The sequence below is a fragment of the Rhodococcus sp. (in: high G+C Gram-positive bacteria) genome, assembly GCF_049591685.1.
In the GTDB taxonomy this organism is placed as follows: Bacteria; Actinomycetota; Actinomycetes; order Mycobacteriales; family Mycobacteriaceae; genus Rhodococcoides.
Window position 1 is genome coordinate 1 of sequence record NZ_JBAWFH010000153.1, and the last position, 20302, is coordinate 20302.

The window sequence follows — 20302 nt, forward strand, 5'->3', positions numbered from 1 at the left end:
ACGCCGCCGTAGAACACGGTGCGCTCCATGCCCAGCAGGCGGTCGGCGATCCCGCCGCCGAGCACCGTCGAGAGGTAGACCAGACCGCCGTACGCGCCGACGAGACCCGTGGCCGTGCTCTGGGGAAGCCCCAGCCCGCCGTCGGTGGCCGAGTAGTAGAGGTAGTACCCGAGGATGGTGAGCATCCCGTAGAACGAGAAGCGCTCCCACATCTCCACGCCGAACAGATTCGCCAGCGCGAAGGGCTGCCCGAAGAAAGCGGTGTCCTGCTTGTTCTCGACATCGGCCATAGGTGAACTGTTCCAGATCGGGAACCCGATGTGGAAAACAAACGGCTACTTCTCGGGTGAAATTTTTCGCCCACTCCATCGCGCGAGCGCCCGCCACCCGAGAACAAAGACCGCGAGCACCGTCGACGCGACGATGACGAACGACAGAGCCGTGCCCTGACCGCTCACCGCACGAAGGAGCATTCCGACGGCAACCGTCGTCACCCACACGATGATGCCCGTGGGGACCAGCAGGAAGGCGTCGAACTTGTCGCGGTACAGCGCCCACGTGGCGACCCAACCGGCGACAGCCCCCACGACGAACGGCCATGCCGTGGTGGCCAGTCCTGTCAGTGCGTTGGCCTCGTCGTGACTGCGACGACCGATCGCACAGAAGACGATCACCAGAACGAGATCGATGACGGCGGCGATGACGGGGCTGCGCTTGCTCACCGGTCCACCATAGAGAACGGGCCCGCGGACTGAAAAAAGTCCGCGGGCCCGTCGTCAGAAGAAATTCAGGAAGCCTGGCCGGCTTCGATCTCGAGGGTCAGGGCGATCTTGTCGCCGACCACAGCGCCGCCGCCTTCGAGAGGCATGTCGATGCTGATGCCGAAGTCGCGACGGTTGATCGTGGTGGTGGCCTCGAAGCCTGCGACCGGGCCTGCGCCCATACCGGGGTTGACGCCGTTGAACTCGAGCTTCATCTCGATGGACTTCGTGACGCCGTGCAGGGTGAAGTCACCCGTCAGGACGAAGTCACTGCCGTCGGGACGAACCGAGGTGGAGGTGAAGGTAGCGGTGGGGAACTTCTCGACCTCGAAGAAGTCGGCGGTCTTGAGGTGTCCGTCGCGCTGAGCGTTGTCGGTGGTGATGGAGGCGACGTCGATCTGGGCGTCGACCGTCGGCGTGCCGTCTTCGGCAACGGTGATGGTGCCGGTGAAGCTCTGGAAGCGGCCGCGAACCTTGCTGACCATGAGGTGGCGAACCGAGAAGCCGACCGTCGAATGGGTCGGGTCGATGGTCCAGGTGCCTGCGGACAGTTCGGGCAATGCAATGGCGGTAGTCATGGCGTCTCCTCGTTGTTGAAGTTTCAAGCTCTCTGAAGACTCTAAACGGACCGGAGTCCGGATGTATTCCAGAGGGCATGAACGTGACGCAAAACACAGAAGTGGACGACGCGCTTCAGGCAGGTTCGATGTCCGGTTTGTCGAGCTTCGGCTGCGGAATTTCGCTTGCCGCGCGTGTTTCGCGGTGCAGTTCTTTGGTTTCGGCCTGTTCGACGGCGATGTCGTAAGCGAGGTGCTCGTGCTGGTGGGTACGGAAAAGAACGAGGAAGACGATCCAGCCGACGATGGCAACGAGGATGAAGCTGACTGCGCGATAGACGAACGCCGCGGCAACTGCCTGAGAGGCGGAGATGGATGCTGCGCTGGTGAGCAACGCAATCAGGGTGGCGTCGACGACCACCAACCCGCCCGGCGCCAGCGGCACCGACCCGACGGCTTTCGCTGCGGCAAACGCGAAGAGAAGCCCGGACAACCTCGGATCAGCGCCCACGGCGAAACAGGCGAACCCGAGGCAGGCCACGTCGGCCAGCCGATGCACCGACGACCACGACAACGTCAGCGCTGCATCTCGCTTACCGAGATGGACCGACTGAACCTGCTCGATGACCTCGTCGATGCGCTCCTGGCCCGCATCGGCCGGTTGATTGCGAAAGTCGTTGACCTTGTGCAGAACCCACCGAGCAGCACTTCGAATCGACTGAGGGTGTGCGGACACGTAGCGCACGGCCACAATGATCGCGACCACGCCCGCAATCGGCAGGATCAACGTGAACGTGTTGACCGATCCACCGACGAGTAGTGCGCCGCCGACGCCCAGCGCCGCCAGACCTGCCGCGGCGATGACGCCCGAGATCGCGAGCTGCCACGACGCCACCACCGGGCTGGCACCCCAACGCCGAGTCTCGCGGTAGGTGAAGGCGGTGGAGAACACCTGACCGGCGGGAAGCGTCAACGCCATCGCGGTACTGCCGTAGATGACCGACAGTGATTTCGACTGCCGAACCCGCACGCCACCGGCTTGCAGTAGTTGCTTCTGCACCCGCCCGAACGCACTCAACGACACGGCCTGCGTCGCGACGGTGGCCGCCAGCCAACCCCAGTGGATTTCCGTCAGGGCCTGCCACGACTCGTGCAACCGCGGCCACAGGTACACGCCCTCGCCGACGAGCAGAGCCAACAGAGCTATGCCGGCCAGCCACTTCAACCAGCGCAGTCGATTTCTCCTGCGGGGAGCGGCGGCCACAGGCTCTGGTCTGGGTTCGGCCACCTTGACAGGGTAACCTCCACCGCCCGGTCCACCTGCAGGCTCGATCCGGATGGCCCTCGGTCAGCCGCCAGTCAGGGATGCTCCACCGGCCAGGCGAGATGCGTGAGCCGGCGTCGACCCCGCAATTGCACCTGGTCACCCAACTCCCAATGCTCCTGCTCGTCGTCGCTCGCGAAGTACAGCGCCGACGTCGACGCCAGAACCCGGCCCGGCCGCAGCTTCGCCAACTCGGTCAACCTCGACGCCTCGTTCACCGGATCACCGATGACCGTGTACTCGAAACGCTCCTTGGCGCCGATGTTCCCGGCCACCGCAAGGCCCGCCGACACACCGATGCCGATGTCGAGACCTGTGATGTCGTTCAACGCGAATCGCAGGTCACGGGCCGCAGCCAATGCCGCCGTCGGCGCATCGGGACGGTCCAGCGGCGCACCGAAAATGGCGAGCGCGGCGTCGCCCATGAACTTGTTGACGAACCCGTGATGCTTGTCGATGACATCGACGACGACGCGGAAGAACTCGTTGAGCAGCACCACCACCTCCCCCGGCGGGCGCTCCGACGCGGTGGCCGTCGAGCCCACCATGTCCACGAACAACACCGCCACGAAGCGCGTCTCACCACCCAACTCGGTACCGAACTGCAATGCGCGACGCGCGACGTCCTCGCCCACGTGCTGCCCGAACAGCTCACGCAACACGCGCCGCTCGGCCGACTCCTCCATCATCCGGTTGAAGCCCACCTGCAATCGGCCGATCTCACTGCCGTCGAACACGTCGACCTCGACGTCGTTGTCACCGCGCTGCACCCGCTCGATGGCGCGACGAAGCTGCCTGATCGGATCCGAAATCTGACTCGCCGTGAGCATCGACAGCACGAACGCCTGCCCGATGGCCAGCACGCTGAGCAGAATGATCGCCACGGCCAGCGAATCCGGTGAAAACACCAAGTCGGTCGTCAGCTGCGTCGCACACAGCAGGATGATGCCGATGACAGGCATCAATGTCCCGAGGCCCCACGTCATGGCCATACGCGTGCCCACACCGGGAGCCATCGTCCGGTCGAACCTGCCCTCGCTGAGCGCCATCGCCGCAACCGGCCGAAGAATGCGCTCACCCAACATGTAGGTGAAACCGAACGTCACCGTCGCCGCCATGATGACCGTGACGATCACCGCGACCGACAACGACGGCATCTCCGCCACCGTGAGCACCACGAAGATAACCCCGCCGATCACCCACAACACCAGATGAACGATTGCCTGACGCAGCGGCGCGTGCAACGTCGTCATCTGCTCCTTGCGCGTCGGCGGACCACCACGCAACTGCCAACGCACCACCGAACGCAACATCCGCGCCGCGTAGTACAAACTGATGATCCCGGCGAACGTCAGATACGCGCCGAAGATATAAACATTGCGCACCCGATCGGCCACGATCGACTGCGACTCCGTGATCGGCAACCCGTACCGAACGAACGCGAACACCAACACCGCGCCGAACAAATTCGACAGCAACATCGACAACATGTACAAAGGCCAGCGACTCTTCAGAGTGAGCGAGACCGCTCGATAAGATGCCAGCACGGGTTAAATTTAGCGGGTGACCGAACGCGAGCCGCAGGCAGAAGCGGTTTGGCAACCCGAGCGGCGGAGGCGCGACCTAGCAGGAGGCGCCGAGCCGCCTATCCTTCGGTGATCGCCGGCAACGCTGCGAGCGGCTCCCCGGTGTGCATCAGACCGAGCTGCACCGCGCGCATTCCTACCTGGAAGCGCGAATCCACGTTGAGGTCGCGCAAGAGGTTTGCGACATGCCGACGATAGGTGCGGACGGATACCTCCAACGTTCGCGCCGCGACTTCGTCCTTGACGCCCTGCGCCAGCAACCCGAGAACCTGCTGTGTGAGGGCGCACTGGCGCCGGTGCGCAAGACTGCTCTCCGCGGCGTGCGAATACGCCACTCGCCAACCCTGTTCGAACCAATTGTTCATCAGGTGGACCACCCCAGGGCTGTTGACAACCAGCGTCATCGGACCCGGTTCGGGCATGCTGATGAGGGCGATGCGTCCGTCACATATGACCCAGTCGTGCGAAGTGCAGGTGAACATGGACACGCGAACGGCAGGATTCCCCGTCGTGGCTATGCCGAGCACGCTGTCGCTGTGGGCGACGGCGCGATCGCACAGAATCTTCACCGGAAGGTTCCTGCGGAGCAGGTCCGGATTTGCCAGGGTCATGTTCAACGTCACCGCGAAGGCAGGCGTGGAGATGCAACAGACGACGTTCGATCGTGCGGAATCAATGAACTCGGTCAGCCGCACACTCGCAACCGGCCATTCGTTCGCGGTGTGAATCGCATCCTCGGTTCGATGCTCGATTGCGGAGTCGATAAGGGCACGTGCACGTCGAAGTTCGGACACCGAGTCCCGATTCTCGCCGGATCGCCCAGAACTCCCCGCGGTCCTGGATTGAGCGCTCACGCGAAAATCCCCAATCGTAGTTGAAACGGCAATCCATTGCGGAAACCGCACCAGAATTGCCGCTTTTCCCATGCTACGTCCGGGCCGATTGTCAAGCCGCGGGATACCTCCGAATGGAAGGTGCGAAACGGAGCCTAATCGGACGCAGTGCATTCCGCAACGCGCGGGATACTGGTCCTGAGCAGGCGGATAGTGGTGAAATCAATTAGCTGAAGCACTGAATCCTGGAAGCCATTCTGTGGCAATTTTCGAAAAAGAAACTTCTGCATCGAGCTGGGAAAGCACGCCGATAGAACCGAGCATGACTCGCACGATCATCGCGTGCCCGGGCGGTAGATCGAGGGATCGAGCAGTGTCGCGACTCGAACGGTCCGCCATGCCACTGGCCGTAGCCGCGGCATTTCTCAGCCATTCACGGGTGAAATGAAACGTGTCCTGTTGCAGTGGGTCGCTGATCGGTCGAAGGTAATCGGCAATCTCGTCGGCGGTGACGTCGCGGTTCGGTAGCACGAAGTCGTTGGTCTCGAGCGCGTCGACCAGGTCCTCGTACCGCTCGTCGCGGGCAAGGCTCAGCATCGAACCCCACGATTCAGGAAGACCACCCGGGAACGAACCGCAAGCCCCGAAATCGAGAACGCCGAGACGTCCATCGTCGAGTATTTTGTAGTTCCCCGGATGCGGATCGCTGTGCAGTAAGCCTGCAAGTGCCGGTGCGGCGAGAAGAAACTCCGTCAGCAGCGTCCCCGCCGAATTACGCTGTTCAGCAGTGCCATCACGGATCACGTCCGACAGGGCAATGCCGTTGATCCATTCCGTCACGAGAACTCTCGGCGAACTGGCCACGACCGGGGGGACGAGTATGCCCCGATGGCCGGCGAAGGCCGTGGCGAGTACCCGCTGGTTGTCAGCCTCCGCTCGATAGTCCAGCTCGGCTTCGATGCTCTCCTCGATCTCGGACACGATGGCGGTGACGTCTGCGGTGGGCATCACTTTGGCGAGCCATTTCGCGAGAGTGGACAACGGCTTGATATCGGCGCGTAGAGCCTGGTCCGCGCCTGGGTACTGCACCTTGACCGCTACGGCGCGGCCATCGGACCATATGGCCCGGTGTACTTGACCGATGCTCGCCGCCGCAACCGGTTCTTCCTCGAACGAGATGAAGCGCTCCCGCCAACGGGTACCCAGCTCGTGGTCGACAACGCGATACATGGACTCGGTCGGCATCGGAGCAGCACTCGATTGCAGTCGGGTCAGCGCATCGCGGTACGGGCCGGCGTGCTCGGCGGGAACAGCGGCTTCCATGACACTGAGAATTTGCCCCAATTTCATTGCTCCGCCTTTCAACTCGCCGAGAACCCTGAAGATGTGAGCGGCGGTCTTCTGCTCGAACTCGGCGTCGACACGGCCGGACTCAGCGCCGGCGAGTTTGCGTGCCAGTCCGACGGCGGCGCGCCCGGCCATACCGATCGGCAGCCCTGCGAGTTTTCGGTTTCGAGCGTGTCGGCCGATCGGCAGGTCGGTCATCGGACCAGTTGCACGATGACGACCAAGGCCGCGAGGGCGATACACAGCGGTGAATAGACGTAGGAGTTGAGCCGGACGAATTCAGCGGACGCGTTGCTGTTCATGAAATAACCGCCGACGCCCCGCAAGAGCAGAACCCCCGCCAAGGCCCACATCGCGATTCCACGTAGCCATTCCGGCGTCAGCGCCGGGACAGCGCCCGCCTGCATGAGGACGAGGACGCCTGCCGCAACGAGTGCGGCGCCCGTCGCCCAGTACAGAATCGCAGGCGGTGGTGTTGCTTCGGAACTGCCGAAAACGGCGGAATTCAATTCCGCGGGTGAATTCCAAGGCCATGACGTTCGAAGCCACACGATATGGAGAACGCCGATTGCAATTAACACTGCGGCGGCGAGCACCCCGATTAATAGTGCAAACATCAAGTAGTCCTTTCGTTCAGTGGGTCCAGTTCCGAGGCCGTTCGACGTGCAAGCACAGAATGGCCTACATCGAGCACACAGTTTGCCCCAACAAATGTTCGACCCTGAAACAAACGAATCCCGTCGATAGTACGGAGCACACGTGCATTGTGCCGAAGAACATCGCCTGGGTAAATGTCCGCCCCGAATTTCACATCGGTGTAGCCGCCGAGGATCAGTACGTCCGGGCCGGTGTGCGAAGCGAGCATCGCACACGCTTGATTGAACGACTCCAACAGCAGACCGATCGGATAGGCGTATGCCGAAGGCTCCGCTCGATCGTCCATACCCCGGTAGCACCACTCGCCGTATGTGACCGCCTTCTCTACGACGACAAGTTCGCCGGGGACGAGTCATGATGGCTCGTGCCCTCGGGTCATTCCGCAGGCTCACTCCCGCTCGAAAACTCTTAACCGACTGCCAGCAGGTGTCCGGCTGAACGCCCGGGGCGGTTGCCCCAACTCCTGTTTGAACGCCGTGACGAAGGCTGACGGCGTCGATTAACCCGCGCGTGCGCCGGCGTCCGTGACCGATGCGCCTGCGGCCAACGATTCCACCGAGCCAAGGATGCGTGCCCGTCGACGCCAGGCGCCCAGCGACAATCCGGTCTCGGTTACGAATCGGCGTTCGAGTGTGCGAAGGCCGACACCGACCCCTCGTGCGGCTGTCGGCGGATCGGCACCGGCCAGAATGAGTTCGCCCGCCCGGCGGGATTCGAGTCCGCGCGGAAGCGGGAGAGCCAAAGGCAGATTCGGTAGCCCGCGCAGCTGCTCGAGGAGAACGGTGAGCAGCGCTTGTCGACCTGGGTCCGTAACGTCCAGCGGACAGACGCGAACGACGTGGGACAACAGATGCCTGGGAAATCCCGACACGACGACAGTCGTCGGCTCGGACGGCGCCGCGTGAAGATCCGCCGCGAAATACAGAACCCGCACAGCGACGGGGTAGCGGTTGCGCACTACCGTAGCGAGCCCATCCGGCATCCACAGCGCTCGATGCGGCGGAACAGTCCATGCCTGTCGGTCGGTCCGCACGGACAGCGCACCCGAGGCGGTGTAGACGAGACGGTCCCAACCCGAGGAAGCGAGAAGCGTCGCGTCGCCAGCCGGATGTGTGACCGCGTATCCGCGGACCGCCGGCTCGTCTGGGTGTCGTGTTTTCGACATTTCCTGGCCGAGATTACGTCGCGCGACCAGCATCCGCGGTGCAAACATCGATACATGCCATCGAACCTGACACACTTCGCGATCAATGCCGACGACGTGTACGCGAGCAAGACTTTCTACGAGAAAGTACTCGGCTGGACGTTCACGCCATGGGGCCCGCCGGGGTTCTTCCGAATCGACACCGGATCGGAAGTGGACGGAGCGCTGCAGCAGCGGCGCACCCTGATCGAAGGCAAGGAAACCGTTGGACTCGAATGCACCTTCGCCGTGGACGATCTCGACGCAACGGTGGCGGCGGTCCTCGACTCGGGCGGCACCGTTCTGATGGAACGGTTCACCATCGCCGGCGTCGGACATCTGGTCTTCTTCGCCGACCCGGCCGGTAACGGAATCGGAGCAATACAGCGAGACGCCGACGCCGAGTGAGCTAGACCGCTCGATACACGCCAGCGCAGGTAAAATCAGCGGGTGACCGAACGCGAGCCGCAGGCAGAAGCGTCAACCGGCTCCACTCCTGCGTCTTCTGGTCATTCCGCAGGCTCCACTCCTGCAGATTCTGTGCACCCACTCGTCCGCATCGGCGCCGAATGGACCTGGTGGCTCCTTGTCCTGTTCGCCGGGTTCCTCACCTTCTGCTACGTCGTCGCGCGGCTCGACACCGTCGTCATCCCCCTCGGCCTCGCACTGCTGGCGTCGGCGATGCTCGTACCGCTCGTCGACTGGATGCAACGACGAGGAGTGCCCCGCGCAGCCGCCGTCGTCATCGTGATCATCACCAGCATCGGCGTCGTCGCGGGCATTGTGACCTTCGTCGTCGAACAGTTCATCGAAGGGCTCCCGCAACTCGGAGACCAGTTCACCGCGTCCATCAACGACATCGAGCAGTGGCTGGCCGACGGGCCATTCCACATCAGCCAGGACCAAATTCGTCAGGCCAGCGAATCGCTCGTCACGGTAAGTCAGGACAACCAGGTTGCAATGACCAGCGGTGCGCTGACCACGGCCCGGCGTCGCATTCGGGTGGCGGGCAGCCAGGGTTTCGGATCACTCGTCGGATACGTGCGCGCAACGGTCGCCGTCGCGGCCGCAGACGCCATCGGAATCGGTGCCGGTCTCGCCGTCCTCGGTGTTCCGCTGGCACTACCGCTCGCGTCGCTGGTGTTCATCGGCGCGTTCGTACCCATCATCGGAGCCTTCCTCACCGGATTCGTCGCAGTGTTCATCGCGCTCGTGACGAAGGGATTGTTGACGGCGCTCATCGCGCTCGGCATCGTCGTCGCCGTCATGCAGCTCGAAGCGCATGTGCTGCAACCACTCCTGCTCGGCCGAGCGGTTCGACTGCATCCGCTCGCCGTGGTGCTGGCCATCACCGTCGGCGTTCTACTCGCAGGAATCGTAGGAGGACTACTGGCCGTTCCGATCGTGGCCGTTCTCAACACCGCGATCCGATGTCTGTTGGCGGACGACCCCGACGAGGTGTTCGAGGAACTCGAAGAACACGATCCGGAAGCGTCCAGATTCCCTGCCGCACCCGGAAATCCGCACCCGGACAACCGCGCACTCGAGCCGGGCACACTTCGAGAGCCCGAGGCCCTGAACAAACCAGGTCCGGATGACTGACGCCGTTACCCCACTCTGGCGGGCCTCACAGGCCTTTCGGCTGCTGACGCTCGTCTACGCGGTGAGCTATCAGATCGCGTCGATGGACGACTACAGCAATCCGCGCCTCAGCTGGATTCTCGTTGCGATAATGGCAGTGTGGACGGGTTTGTCCGCCACCCTGCTGTCCCGTCCCCCTCGGCCTCGGACGCCGCGGTGGACGGTGGTTCTTGCGGACCAGGTGGTGGTCGTGGGGCTCATGGCATCGACCCGGCTCGTCGCCGACTACGACTGGTACACCACCCATCAAACCCTCCCGACCACCCTGTGGGCGACGAACGCCGTCATCTCGGCAGCAATTTTGTACGGACCCAAAGGCGGAATCGCCTCCGGCATCGTGCTGTCGGCGGCGAGCGCTGTAGTGCGCGATCAGGTCGACACGTCGTTGTGGACCGATGCGACTGCGCCCGTTCTGGTGTCGGTGGGCCTCGCTCTCGGCCTCGCGAGCAACACAGCTACCCGCGCGCACGCGGAACTCGAACGTGCGACGCGTCTCGCCGCCATCACCTCCGAACGCGAGCGCCTCGCCCGCCAGGTGCACGACGGTGTTCTGCAGGTGCTGGCACTGGTGCGCAGGCGCGGCAGCGAAATAGGCGGTGCCGCAGCCGAACTAGCCGAGCTCGCGGCAGAGCAGGAAGTCGCCCTGCGCACGTTGATCTCCGAGCACGCCGAACCGAACGACCCTGCATGCAGTTCCGGCCCTGCTTCCGTCGATCTCCGCACCGCGCTGCGGCGTCAGGCGAGTACGACGGTGTCCGTCTCCGCTCCCGCCGAACCCGTTCTGGTAGGCGACTTTCTCGCAAGCGAACTGTCCGCCGTCGTCGCCACCGCACTGTCCAACGTGGCGTTGCACGCGGGTCCGGGGGCCCGCGCCTACGTGCTGCTCGAAGACCTGGGAACGGACATCGTGTTGAGCATCCGCGACGACGGACGCGGCATTCCGGCGGGACGACTCGCCGAGGCGGAATCGGAAGGCCGCATGGGGGTGTCGAAGTCGATCCTCGGCCGAGTAAAAATGCTCGGCGGATCCGTCGTCCTCGACACCGCGGACGGCGAAGGAACAGAATGGGAAATCCGAGCACCGAAAGAGGCGACATGACCGACGAGCGCGTCACGATCATGGTCGTCGACGATCACCCGATGTGGCGCGACGGCGTCGCCCGGGACCTGGCCGCAGCCGGGTTCGACGTCGTGGCCACCGCCGACGGCGTCGCCGCTGCCGGTCGACGCGCGAAAGCAACGTGCCCCGACGTCGTACTGATGGACATGCAGCTCCCCGACGGCAACGGGGCGGATGCGACGGGTGAAGTGCTCGCGAACTCCCCGAACAGCCGCATCCTCGTGCTGTCCGCGTCGGCCGAGCGGGAGGACGTTCTCGACGCCATCAAAGCCGGCGCCACCGGTTACCTGGTCAAGAGCGCCTCCGCGGAAGAACTGTTCGACGCAGTCCGGGCCACGGCCGCCGGACAGGCCGTCTTCACGCCGGGGTTGGCGGGCCTCGTGCTCGGAGAGTACCGACGCATCTCGACCGCCCCGGCAGCAGAAGCGTCGACCGCCCGTCCGACGCTCACCGACCGCGAGACGGAGGTCCTTCGTTTCGTTGCAAAGGGGCTCAGCGCCAAACAAATTGCCACCAAACTGAGTCTGAGCCACCGGACGGTCGAAAACCATGTGCAGGCCACGCTCCGCAAGCTCCACCTCGCCAACCGCGTCGAACTGGCGCGCTACGCCATCGAGCAGGGTTTGTGAGACGGCCCTTTCGGGCACCCGTCAGCCATGACCGACACCGACAAGCCCGTCGACACCACCGTTGATCCGACGCAGCGCTCGCGTGGCCAGGATGCCGACACCGAGCAGAACCAGGACGAGCGCGGCGAAGCCGTCCGCCAGTTCGACCACCACATGGACGGCTCGGGGGACAAGCCGACGTTCCCGACGCCCGATCCCGAGGACGTGACCCCCGCGGACTCCACCGATCCGAAGACGACCACCCGCGGCGAATAGTCGTCATCGTGGCCGCCGACAGAGTTCGCCTGTTGGTGGCCGCTCGGTCATGCCGAATCGCCACACTGGTTCGAATGCGCATCGTGCAACTCGCGAACTTCTACGGTCCACGATCGGGCGGGTTACGCACAGCGGTGGACCAGCTGGGAGCGGGGTACACCGCACGCGGCCACGAAGTCGTCTTGGTGGTGCCGGGGCCGTCCGCCTCGGAAGAAGTCCTCCCGACGGGAGTTCTGCGTATCACCGTCCCCGCGCTCGGAGTCCCCTTCACCGGTGGCTACCGCGCTGCCGAGCCGCGTTCCATCGCAGACGTCACCGCGGGATTGCGACCCGACGTGCTCGAGGTGTCCGACCGGCTGACGCTTCGGGGCATGGGATCGTGGGCTTCCCGGCGCGGCGTCGGAAGCGTCATGATCTCCCACGAACGACTCGACCGACTACTCGCCCAGATACTCCCGAAGCGCGCAGCCCGGGCTCTCGCCGACGTCGCAAATCGTCGAACAGCGGGGTCGTACGACGCCGTCGTGTGCACGACGCAATTCGCGCGACGCGAATTCGAGCGCATCGGTGCTGCCAACGTCAGCGAAGTTCCCCTCGGCGTCGACCTCGACCTGTTCAATCCAGCACGGCACTCCCCGACGGTCGCTACCGCGCTCCGCCGCGACGCCGACGCCCTGCTAGTTCACTGCGGCAGGCTCTCGGTCGAGAAACGCGTCGAGCGCAGCATCGATTCGGTTGCAGCCCTGCATGAGTCAGGACGCAGTGTGCGGCTCGTCGTCGCCGGAGACGGACCACGCAGGCCGGGGCTCGAGCGTCGAGCCAGAGGATTGCCCGTCGAGTTCATCGGTTTCGTCGACGGCAGGGAGGAGCTCGCGTCCATCCTGGCCTCGGCCGATGTAGCGCTGGCCCCGGGTCCCCACGAAACCTTCGGCCTTGCTGCGCTCGAATCACTGGCCACCGGAACACCCGTCGTCGTGTCGCAATCGTCGGCTCTGGCGGACATCGTGACGCGATCCTGCGGCGGCCACGCGGACGACACGATCGACGGTTTCGCCTCCGAACTCACCCGCGTCCTGGGGCTCCCGTCGACGAGCCGGCGAGGCGCAGCGCGGCGACGAGCCGAGGAATTCGGCTGGCCCGCGTCCGTCGACGGCATGCTGTCCGTACTGGAACGTGGCCGCCCGCCCGAATGACCCCTATCCTCTGTAGTTATGGAGGAGCGGGATTTGAGAGTGTCCGACGCCGAGAAGGAACACGTGGGGCAGCTGTTGCAGCGTGCCGTCGGGGCGGGGATGCTCTCGCTCGGTGAATTCACCGAACGCATGGACACCGCACTCGCAGCCAAGACCCGAGGCGAGCTCAACTCGGTCCTCGCCGACCTCCCCGGCATGCAGATTGCCGAGCACCACCGTCCACAACTACAGGGCTCTGCGCCCACACCCGCGGCGACGTACACCCCCACTCACGGTCCGACCTACTCGGCGGCGCCGGGCGACGTTGTCCGCGGCACGATGTCCACGGTTTCTCGCAAAGGCCCCTGGCACGTCCCGCCCAACCTGTCGATCGAAAGCAAGATGTCGACGGTCACCCTCGACTTCACCCAAGCCATCATGTCTACCCAGGTCGTCGAGATCACCGTCAACGACTACTGCAGCACCATCTCCATCGTCGTACCACCCGAAGCGACCGTCGACCTCAACCGCGTCGACACCGTCGGCGGCAGTGCGAACAACAAGGTCCGCACGGGCCCGCCCATCGGCCCTCTGCACGTCGTCGTCCGAGGCAAGATCCGCTTCGGGTCCATCACCGCCAAACATCCGATGGGCACCTCGCTGCGACGAATGTTCGGGCACTGACCCTTTCAGACGTCGTTCCCAGCACCGATCGCGAAGGAAAAACACCCACGTCGCTCGAGTAGAAGTACTCAGGTGCATCGGCGCAGCTCGGCGCAGGATCGTCCCCATGACCTTTCCACGAAGTTCCGGCGTCGATCCGCAATTGGTGGCCGCGTTGTCCGGCCGACTCGCCTTCCTGAGCGAACACCTCCGTCACGTATCCGGCGACCTGGCGACACTGCAGGCGCAACTGCAGGCGCAGCCGCTGTCCCAGCCGCAGTCGCAGCCTCAACAGCCCCGGCCTCAGCCGCAGCCCCGGCCTCAGCCGCAGCCCCGGCCCTTGCTCCAGCCGATGGCGCCTTGGCAGGCTTCTGGACCCCAGCGAGGTGTCCCACCACGAACGGCCGCGCAGCTGTATGCGCAGGGAGCCAAGCCGACGCGTGAGCCCGTCGCACCCACGCAGCCCTGGTGGCAGCGCGACGGCGTGATCAGCCGCATCCTCGCCGTCGCGGGCGCGGGCGTCACCCTGGTAGGCGTCGTGATGCTGCTCGTCCTTGCTGCCCAGGCAGGCTGGCTCGGACCACAACTGCGGGTAGCAGGCGGCACCGTTCTTTCGGTCGCACTGCTGTGGGCGGGTTCGCGCATCTTCGCCACCCCCGGTGGGCGCGTGGGCGGCATCGCCCTCGCAGCCACGGGAATCGCCGGACTCTACCTCGACGTCGTCGCGGTAACCGTCGTCTACGGCTGGCTCGAGCCCGCCATCGGCCTCGTCGTCGCCTTCGGAATCACCGCGGCCGGCGTCGCGCTGGCAGTGTCATGGCGATCGCAGCCCATGGCAGCGCTGATTCTCGTCGGCGTCGCGCTCTGCGCACCGGTCGTCACCGGCGGAATCTCGTTGTCGCTCATCGCTTTCTTCACCGCCACCTTCATCGCTGGTTTCGCCGCACAGCTGAAGAGGGACTGGCCTCTGCTGGGTGCAGCCCGCACCCTCCCCGTGGTGATTGCCACGCTGATCGGCATCGCGGCAGCACACGCCTCGACCACACCCGCCTCCGAAGTAATCGCTCTGACCGCAATTGCAACCGTCATCGCCGCCTTCGGTATCGGAAGTGCGCTCGAACTGTTGCGCCGCAAAGTCTCCGACACCACAGCCACGGCGATGATGGGAGCTTCGGCCGTCCCCCTTCTGGCCGTCGGAACCCTGCTCTCTGCGTGGACGACCACCGCGATCGAAGGCGCCCTGGCGTTGGTGTGCGCGACGGCAATCGCAACTTCTCGACGCCTTCCTCTGCACGCCAAAGCCGTTCTCACCCTCATTGCTTCGTTGGCTCTCCTGCATGCCGTGCTCGCTCCGACGTCCATCGAATCGCGTCCGCTGGCACTCCTGCTCGTCGCCGCAGTGCTGCTCGCCGTCGCGCACCGAGCATCGTCGACGCCGACCTGGTACGCGGCCGCCGGCTTCGGCGCCCTCGGCTCGTTGGGCTTTCTGCTCGTGTCGCTGCCGGGGCAGATCGCAGAATACCGTTACAGCACGGGCGACTTCGGTGTCGTCCTTGCCGGAATCGTGCTTGCGGGCCTTGCCGTCGCCTTCGTTCCGGTCGCGGCACGGCTCGAGGTCGTCGGCAAGAACCTGCAGGCAGCCTGGGTCGTCGCCGGAGTGGTCGCTCTCTATGCCGCCACCGCGGCAACCGTCGCACTCGGGGTCGCTGCCATCGGAGGCCGCACCGGGTTCGTGGCCGGGCACTGCGTCGCAACCATCGAGTGGATGGCCGCAGCTCTGGCTCTGCTCGCACTTGGACTACGCAGCGAAAAGTACGCTCACGCAGCGCTGTTGGGCGGTCTGTCGCTTACCGCGGCATCGGTGGCCAAGTTGTTCCTCTTCGACCTCGATGCGCTCGACGGACTGTTCCGCGTCGGTGCGTTCATCGTCGTCGGGCTGCTGCTGCTGTTCGCGGGTACTCGCTACGCCCGCGTGTTCGCCGGCCGTGAGAGTGCCTCGCTCACCTAGGAGTTGGGCGCTTCATCCACTGCGGCGCCCACCAGCAGCTGTCGCCGAGGAGCTTCATCACCGACGGCACCAGGAACAAGCGGATGACAGTGGCGTCGATGACGAGCGCCGCGATCATGCCGTACGCGATGTACTTCATCATCACCAGATCCGAGAACGCGAACGAACCGGTGACGACGATGAGGATCAGTGCCGCCGCAGTGATGATCCGACCGGAATGAGCCGTACCGATCCTGATCGCGTCGGTTGTGCTCGCGCCGTTCTCTCTCGCTTCGATCATGCGGGAGAGAAGGAAGACCTCGTAGTCCGTGGACAACCCGAACACGATCGCACCGATCAACAGCAGAATCATCGCCATGATGGGGCCCGGAGTGAAGTTCATCAGGTGCGCGCCGTGACCGTCGATGAAGATCCACGTCAGTATTCCCATCGTCGCGCCCAGGCCGAGGGCGGTCATCAGCACCGCCTTGAGCGGCAACACCAGCGAACCGAACGCCAAAACCATCAGCAGCGTCACGACGAAGACGACAAGGATCACCGTGAGCGGCAGCCGTTCTTCCAATGCTGCAATGGAGTCGTATTCGATTGCGGGCGTGCCGGTGACGTATACCGTCGCGCCCTCCGGAACCTTTATCGCGCGCAAATGTTCGATCGCCTCGGACGACGCAGTGCGGTCCTGCAAGCCGGCGTGGAAGACGATCAGTCCGTCCTTGGCGGCACCCGCCGGGGTGAACTTTTCGACGAGCCCCGGCGCCTGATTGGCCTGCGAGGTGATAAGGCCGAGTGACGGTCCCTGCGCACCCTCGATCACCAGCTTCAGGGGCTCGGTGCGTTGACCCGGAAACAGCTCGTCGAACTGGGTCTGTGCCACCCGCGTCGGATTGTCCGGTGGTAAGTACGTCTCGTTGATGCCGCCGAACTCGATCTTGCCCACCGGCAGTGTCAGAACCAGCAGCCCGAGCACGATGGCTACGGACACCTTGACCGGCCGACGCATGACCCACACGGTCAGCCTGCCCCACATGCCGTTCTCGATCTCCTCCGACGAACGCGTCTTGCGCATCGCCTTCAATCCAAGCGCGTCGACCCGCGGACCGAGAATCGCGAGCACGGCAGGAAGCACGGTGATGGCGGTCAACGCGGCGAGTATCACGGTCGCGATGGATCCGTAGGCGACGGAACGCAGGAAGCCGTGCGGAAACAGCAGTAGACCACCGAGACTGGCAACGATCAAAGTGGCCGAGAACGTGACGGTTCGCCCCGCCGTCGTGACGGTTCGGCGTACGGCGTCGCCCACCTCGCGGCCATCACCGAGCTCCTCGCGGAAGCGGGACACGACGAACAATCCGTAGTCGATTGCCAATCCGAGGCCCACCATGGATACCACCGGAGCGACGAACGTGTTGACCTCGGTGAACTCCGTGAACAATCGAACCACCCCGTTGGCGCCCACAACGGTCAGACCGCCGACGACGAGGGGGAGTGCAGCGGCCACCACGCCGCCGAAGACGAAGAAGAGCAGAACCGCCACCGCCGGAATGGCCAGAACTTCCATGCGATGAATGTCGTCGGACATCGTCGACGCCAATGCGCCTGCGACAGCCTGCAAACCGGCCACTTGAACGTCGACGCCGTCGATGTAGAACTCGTCCTTCACGTCCTGGAAGTTTTCGGTGAGTGCAGTGTCGTCGTCACCGACGATGGCGACGCTCGCGATGGCATGACGCTTGTCGGCCGTTGCGAGTGCCGCGGCCCGCACTGCGCCGTTCACCTCGAAGTAACTGCCGTTGATCTTCGCGATTCGGTCAGGGTGTTCGGCAACCAAAGAATTCAGCGAATCAGTCACTGTTGCAACGAAAGCCGGGTCATCGACGGTTTCACTTTCGGGTGCCGTGTACAGGACGATGACGTCGCCCTGAGTGTCGCGGCCGAATGTGAGGTCCGCAAGTTCGGCTGCCGCAACGGATTCCGAACCGGGGTCGTCGAAGCCGCCCTGGCTCAGGTGGTTCTCGAAACCGACGCCGTAGGCTGCCATCGCCAGCAGCCCGGCGACCATTACCCCCAGAACCGTGTAGCGCCAACGATGAACCAAGCTCCCCCAGGTGGCGAACACAGCGGCTGCTCCTCGACATCGTTGATCACGGTTTCTTGGCGGACCGCGCCCCCGAACAATGCCACAGTCCTTTCCGCCAACGGTCGGCGCCGGCGGGGCGTTCCGGGTGTGCGTTGTGACAAGACCCAAGGCTCACCGTCGCAGGGTGTGGCGACACAACGAAGGGCCACTCCGTGATGCATGGAGTGGCCCTTCGTTGTTGACGAAGTGTTCTGCTTGGAGCTCTATTCGCGACGTTCGCGCGCCAGCAACTCGCTGACGCTCAACGCGCGGCGTCCGTCGCCGCCGCGGTGCCGACCACTGTCGGTGCCGGGATCGGATCCGTCCGCAGGAGCAGCTTCTGCCGCTCGGCGGGACGAACGCGACTTCGGTGGCTCGCTCTCCGGCGGTGTCGGCCGCTGATCGCGCGACTCCGACGATTCGGGCTCCGATGCGCGAGGCGCGTTCCGAGTGGAAATGTCGTACCGAGCGCGGGGGGTACTCGACGCATCGCGCGATCGGCCGTTCCCACCCGTCCCGTTGTTTCCCGCGCCGGTGCCGGTCCCGTTGTTCCCCGCGCTGGTACCGGTGCCGTTGTTCCCCGCGCTGGTACCGGTGCCGTTGTTGCCGGTGCCGTTGTTGCCTGCGCCGGTGTCCCGGTCGCTGGGCGCGCTCTGTGCGTATCCGCGAACGCCGCCGGTGCGAGGGCTGTCTCCCGCACGACCTTCGGTCGCACCGCTCGTCGTCGCGCGAGGTGCCTGCCCGCTGGCAGTGCCGTAGGGCTGACGGGCAGCGCCGTTGCTGGTGGCGCCTGTGCCGTTCGAGTTACTGCCGTTCACGTTACTGCCGTTCGAGCTACTGCCGTTCGAGCCGTTCACCGGGGCGCCGTTGCCTGCGCCGTAGTTGGTTCGGCCCGAACCGTTGCGGTCGCTGCCGTTGCGGTCACCGTTGCCGTAGACATTGCGCTGACCATTGCTGTAACCGTTGCGCGCGGAGGAGCCGGCCGAGTAGGCGTCGTCACGCGGTTCCGGTGTAGTGCCTTCCGATGTAGCGGTCGGGTCGCTGTTGGCGTCGGCTTGCCAGCGCTGCGTTTCGGGCTGTTCGGAAGACAGCTCCGAGCTCGTTCGCTCCGTGCGCGAGGTGGGTGTCGGTGCTCGCAGGTCGGCGAGCCAGCTTTCGATGGACCGAGGATCCGGCGTCGACTCTCGGTGTTCCCTGGACCGTGCAGGTTCGCGCGGAGCCGTCGGGCGCGGCCGCAGGGGAGTGGGAGCGACGACCGGTTCGGGGCGGGCCGCAGGGGTGGGGCGTTCTCCCAGAGCGGACTCCTCCGGCGCCTGTGCCGGCTTGCCGGTGACCGACCGACGTTCGTTCTCCTTGGCGGCGTGTGTCGCGCGGATCGGTCCGACACCGGTGGGTGCGACGATGGGAATCGGCTCGGTCAACGGCTCGTTGCGCACCGGGCCGGGTCGTACAGGTGTCACCGCGGGGACGGGTGCAGGTGCGGTTCCTGCCATTGCGAGCTCGGGAACGTCGGCGGGCAGTAGCTCGTCGTCCAGTACGGTTTCGCCGAGTCCGATCTTCTGCTGCACACGCTTCATCCACTGCGGTGCCCACCAGCAGTCGTCGCCGAGCAACTTCATCACCGCGGGCACGAGGAACATACGGATGAGCGTCGCGTCGATGACGAGAGCGGCGATCATTCCGTAAGCGATGTACTTCATCATCACCAGGTCGGAGAATGCGAACGCACCGGTCACGACAATGAGGATCAACGCAGCGGCAGTGATGATGCGTCCGGTATGCGAGGTTCCGACGCGGATGGCTTCGCTCGTGCTCGCGCCTCGCTCCCTCGCCTCGACCATTCGAGACAGAAGGAACACCTCGTAGTCCGTCGACAGACCGAACACAATCGAGATGATCAGCACCAAAACGGGTGCCATGATCGGCCCCGGGGTGAAGTTCATGAAGCTCGCGCCGTTGCCCTCGATGAAAATCCACGTCAGGATGCCCATCGTGGCGCCCAACCCGAGCGTCGTCATCAGGACGGCCTTGATCGGCAACACCAACGATCCGAACGTCAAGAACATCAGCAACGTCACAACGAACATGACGAGCACCGCCATCAGCGGCAGGTTGTCGATCAGCGCGGCGATGCTGTCCTGCTCGATGGCCGGCGTGCCGGTCACCATCACCGTCGAGCCCTCGGGAACGTCGATACTGCGCAGGTGCTCGATGGCAGGCTTCGAGTCGTTGCGATCGACGAGACCGGCCTTGAAGACGATCACGCCGTCTTTGCTCGCGCCTTCGGGAGCGAACTTCTCGATGAGGCCCGGTGCTTCGTTGGCCTGGCTCGTGATCTGCGCCAGCGACGAACCCTGAGCATTGGAGACGACGAGCTTGAGCGGTTCCGTCCGCAGACCCGGGAACAGTTCGTCGAACTCGCCCTGTGCTTCGCGGGTGATGTTGTCGGGAGG

The 20302-nt window shown here is 64.6% G+C and carries 18 protein-coding genes and 1 pseudogene; 8 read left to right on the forward strand and 11 right to left on the reverse strand.

Going from position 1 to position 20302, the window contains the following annotated elements; all coding sequences use genetic code 11:
• The 9 genes and pseudogenes from WBQ44_RS06470 to WBQ44_RS06510 form a co-directional block, all read right to left on the reverse strand.
• Nucleotides 1-290 (reverse strand): annotated as a pseudogene (locus tag WBQ44_RS06470) (MFS transporter); the annotation flags it as partial.
• 45 nt (nt 291-335) lie between these two features.
• On the reverse strand, nt 336-722 hold the full coding sequence (locus tag WBQ44_RS06475; protein ID WP_495565900.1) for a DUF3054 domain-containing protein: 387 nt from the start codon (nt 720-722) through the stop codon (nt 336-338).
• 65 nt (nt 723-787) lie between these two features.
• On the reverse strand, nt 788-1339 hold the full coding sequence (locus WBQ44_RS06480) for a YceI family protein (protein ID WP_495565901.1): 552 nt from the start codon (nt 1337-1339) through the stop codon (nt 788-790).
• Between the two features lie 115 nt (nt 1340-1454).
• The gene (locus WBQ44_RS06485) at nt 1455-2606 is read right to left on the reverse strand and encodes a lysylphosphatidylglycerol synthase transmembrane domain-containing protein (protein WP_495565902.1); all 1152 of its coding nucleotides are present in this window, start codon (nt 2604-2606) and stop codon (nt 1455-1457) included.
• 71 nt (nt 2607-2677) lie between these two features.
• The gene (locus tag WBQ44_RS06490) at nt 2678-4132 is read right to left on the reverse strand and encodes an adenylate/guanylate cyclase domain-containing protein (RefSeq protein WP_495565916.1); all 1455 of its coding nucleotides are present in this window, start codon (nt 4130-4132) and stop codon (nt 2678-2680) included.
• 155 nt (nt 4133-4287) lie between these two features.
• Entirely contained in the window at nt 4288-5082 is a 795-nt protein-coding gene (locus WBQ44_RS06495) for a helix-turn-helix transcriptional regulator (protein ID WP_495565903.1), read from the reverse strand.
• Nucleotides 5083-5283: 201 nt separating this feature from the next.
• The gene (locus WBQ44_RS06500) at nt 5284-6606 is read right to left on the reverse strand and encodes an ABC1 kinase family protein (protein WP_495565904.1); all 1323 of its coding nucleotides are present in this window, start codon (nt 6604-6606) and stop codon (nt 5284-5286) included.
• Nucleotides 6603-7025, reverse strand: coding sequence for a DUF3995 domain-containing protein (locus tag WBQ44_RS06505; RefSeq protein ID WP_495565905.1), 423 nt, complete (start codon nt 7023-7025; stop codon nt 6603-6605). The genes WBQ44_RS06500 and WBQ44_RS06505 overlap by 4 nt, the downstream gene beginning before the upstream one ends.
• 539 nt (nt 7026-7564) lie before the next feature.
• Nucleotides 7565-8278 (reverse strand): helix-turn-helix domain-containing protein, encoded by a 714-nt coding sequence (locus WBQ44_RS06510; RefSeq protein ID WP_495565906.1) that lies wholly within the window; start codon nt 8276-8278, stop codon nt 7565-7567.
• Between the two features lie 6 nt (nt 8279-8284).
• Here WBQ44_RS06510 and WBQ44_RS06515 point away from each other — a divergent pair, with 6 nt between their 5' ends.
• The 8 genes from WBQ44_RS06515 to WBQ44_RS06550 all read left to right on the forward strand — a co-directional run bounded on the left by WBQ44_RS06515 (nt 8285) and on the right by WBQ44_RS06550 (nt 15736).
• Nucleotides 8285-8656 carry a VOC family protein gene (locus WBQ44_RS06515; protein WP_495565907.1) on the forward strand — a complete coding sequence of 124 codons (372 nt, stop codon included), beginning with the start codon at nt 8285-8287 and terminating at the stop codon, nt 8654-8656.
• Nucleotides 8657-8788: 132 nt separating this feature from the next.
• Nucleotides 8789-9850, forward strand: a complete 1062-nt coding sequence (locus WBQ44_RS06520; RefSeq protein ID WP_495565917.1) for an AI-2E family transporter — start codon at nt 8789-8791, stop codon at nt 9848-9850.
• Nucleotides 9843-10988: a MacS family sensor histidine kinase gene (gene macS, locus WBQ44_RS06525; protein WP_495565908.1), complete on the forward strand. Its 1146-nt coding sequence runs from the start codon at nt 9843-9845 to the stop codon at nt 10986-10988. Before WBQ44_RS06520 ends, macS begins: the two co-directional genes overlap by 8 nt.
• Nucleotides 10985-11638, forward strand: a complete 654-nt coding sequence (locus WBQ44_RS06530) for a response regulator (protein ID WP_495565909.1) — start codon at nt 10985-10987, stop codon at nt 11636-11638. The genes macS and WBQ44_RS06530 overlap by 4 nt, the downstream gene beginning before the upstream one ends.
• Nucleotides 11639-11665: 27 nt before the next feature.
• Nucleotides 11666-11893 (forward strand): autophagy-related protein 2, encoded by a 228-nt coding sequence (locus WBQ44_RS06535; RefSeq protein ID WP_495565910.1) that lies wholly within the window; start codon nt 11666-11668, stop codon nt 11891-11893.
• Between the two features lie 74 nt (nt 11894-11967).
• A complete protein-coding gene (locus WBQ44_RS06540) occupies nt 11968-13086 on the forward strand; it encodes a glycosyltransferase (RefSeq protein ID WP_495565911.1) in 1119 nt (372 codons plus the stop codon).
• A gap of 18 nt (nt 13087-13104) precedes the next feature.
• The gene (locus WBQ44_RS06545) at nt 13105-13749 is read left to right on the forward strand and encodes a DUF1707 SHOCT-like domain-containing protein (RefSeq protein WP_495565912.1); all 645 of its coding nucleotides are present in this window, start codon (nt 13105-13107) and stop codon (nt 13747-13749) included.
• Nucleotides 13750-13855: 106 nt separating this feature from the next.
• Nucleotides 13856-15736: a DUF2339 domain-containing protein gene (locus WBQ44_RS06550; RefSeq protein WP_495565913.1), complete on the forward strand. Its 1881-nt coding sequence runs from the start codon at nt 13856-13858 to the stop codon at nt 15734-15736.
• On the opposite strand, the gene WBQ44_RS06555 is transcribed toward WBQ44_RS06550, so the two are convergent.
• Nucleotides 15729-17849, reverse strand: a complete 2121-nt coding sequence (locus tag WBQ44_RS06555; RefSeq protein WP_495565914.1) for an MMPL family transporter — start codon at nt 17847-17849, stop codon at nt 15729-15731. The genes WBQ44_RS06550 and WBQ44_RS06555 overlap by 8 nt on opposite strands.
• A 224-nt stretch (nt 17850-18073) precedes the next feature.
• Nucleotides 18074-20302 (reverse strand): MMPL family transporter (locus WBQ44_RS06560; RefSeq protein WP_495565915.1); only part of this gene is annotated, 2229 nt, incomplete at its 5' end.

Excerpts from the sequence above, each read along its gene's own strand:
- macS (WP_495565908.1), top strand. The coding sequence starts at position 9,843 with ATGACTGACGCCGTTACCCCACTCTGGCGGGCCTCACAGGCCTTTCGG.
- WBQ44_RS06530 (WP_495565909.1), top strand. The coding sequence starts at position 10,985 with ATGACCGACGAGCGCGTCACGATCATGGTCGTCGACGATCACCCGATG.
- WBQ44_RS06550 (WP_495565913.1), top strand. The coding sequence starts at position 13,856 with ATGACCTTTCCACGAAGTTCCGGCGTCGATCCGCAATTGGTGGCCGCG.
- WBQ44_RS06505 (WP_495565905.1), bottom strand. The coding sequence starts at position 7,025 with ATGTTTGCACTATTAATCGGGGTGCTCGCCGCCGCAGTGTTAATTGCA.
- WBQ44_RS06535 (WP_495565910.1), top strand. The coding sequence starts at position 11,666 with ATGACCGACACCGACAAGCCCGTCGACACCACCGTTGATCCGACGCAG.
- WBQ44_RS06515 (WP_495565907.1), top strand. The coding sequence starts at position 8,285 with ATGCCATCGAACCTGACACACTTCGCGATCAATGCCGACGACGTGTAC.
- WBQ44_RS06490 (WP_495565916.1), bottom strand. The coding sequence starts at position 4,132 with ATGTTGTCGATGTTGCTGTCGAATTTGTTCGGCGCGGTGTTGGTGTTC.
- WBQ44_RS06510 (WP_495565906.1), bottom strand. The coding sequence starts at position 8,278 with ATGTTTGCACCGCGGATGCTGGTCGCGCGACGTAATCTCGGCCAGGAA.
- WBQ44_RS06500 (WP_495565904.1), bottom strand. The coding sequence starts at position 6,606 with ATGACCGACCTGCCGATCGGCCGACACGCTCGAAACCGAAAACTCGCA.
- WBQ44_RS06540 (WP_495565911.1), top strand. The coding sequence starts at position 11,968 with ATGCGCATCGTGCAACTCGCGAACTTCTACGGTCCACGATCGGGCGGG.
- WBQ44_RS06480 (WP_495565901.1), bottom strand. The coding sequence starts at position 1,339 with ATGACTACCGCCATTGCATTGCCCGAACTGTCCGCAGGCACCTGGACC.
- WBQ44_RS06545 (WP_495565912.1), top strand. The coding sequence starts at position 13,105 with ATGGAGGAGCGGGATTTGAGAGTGTCCGACGCCGAGAAGGAACACGTG.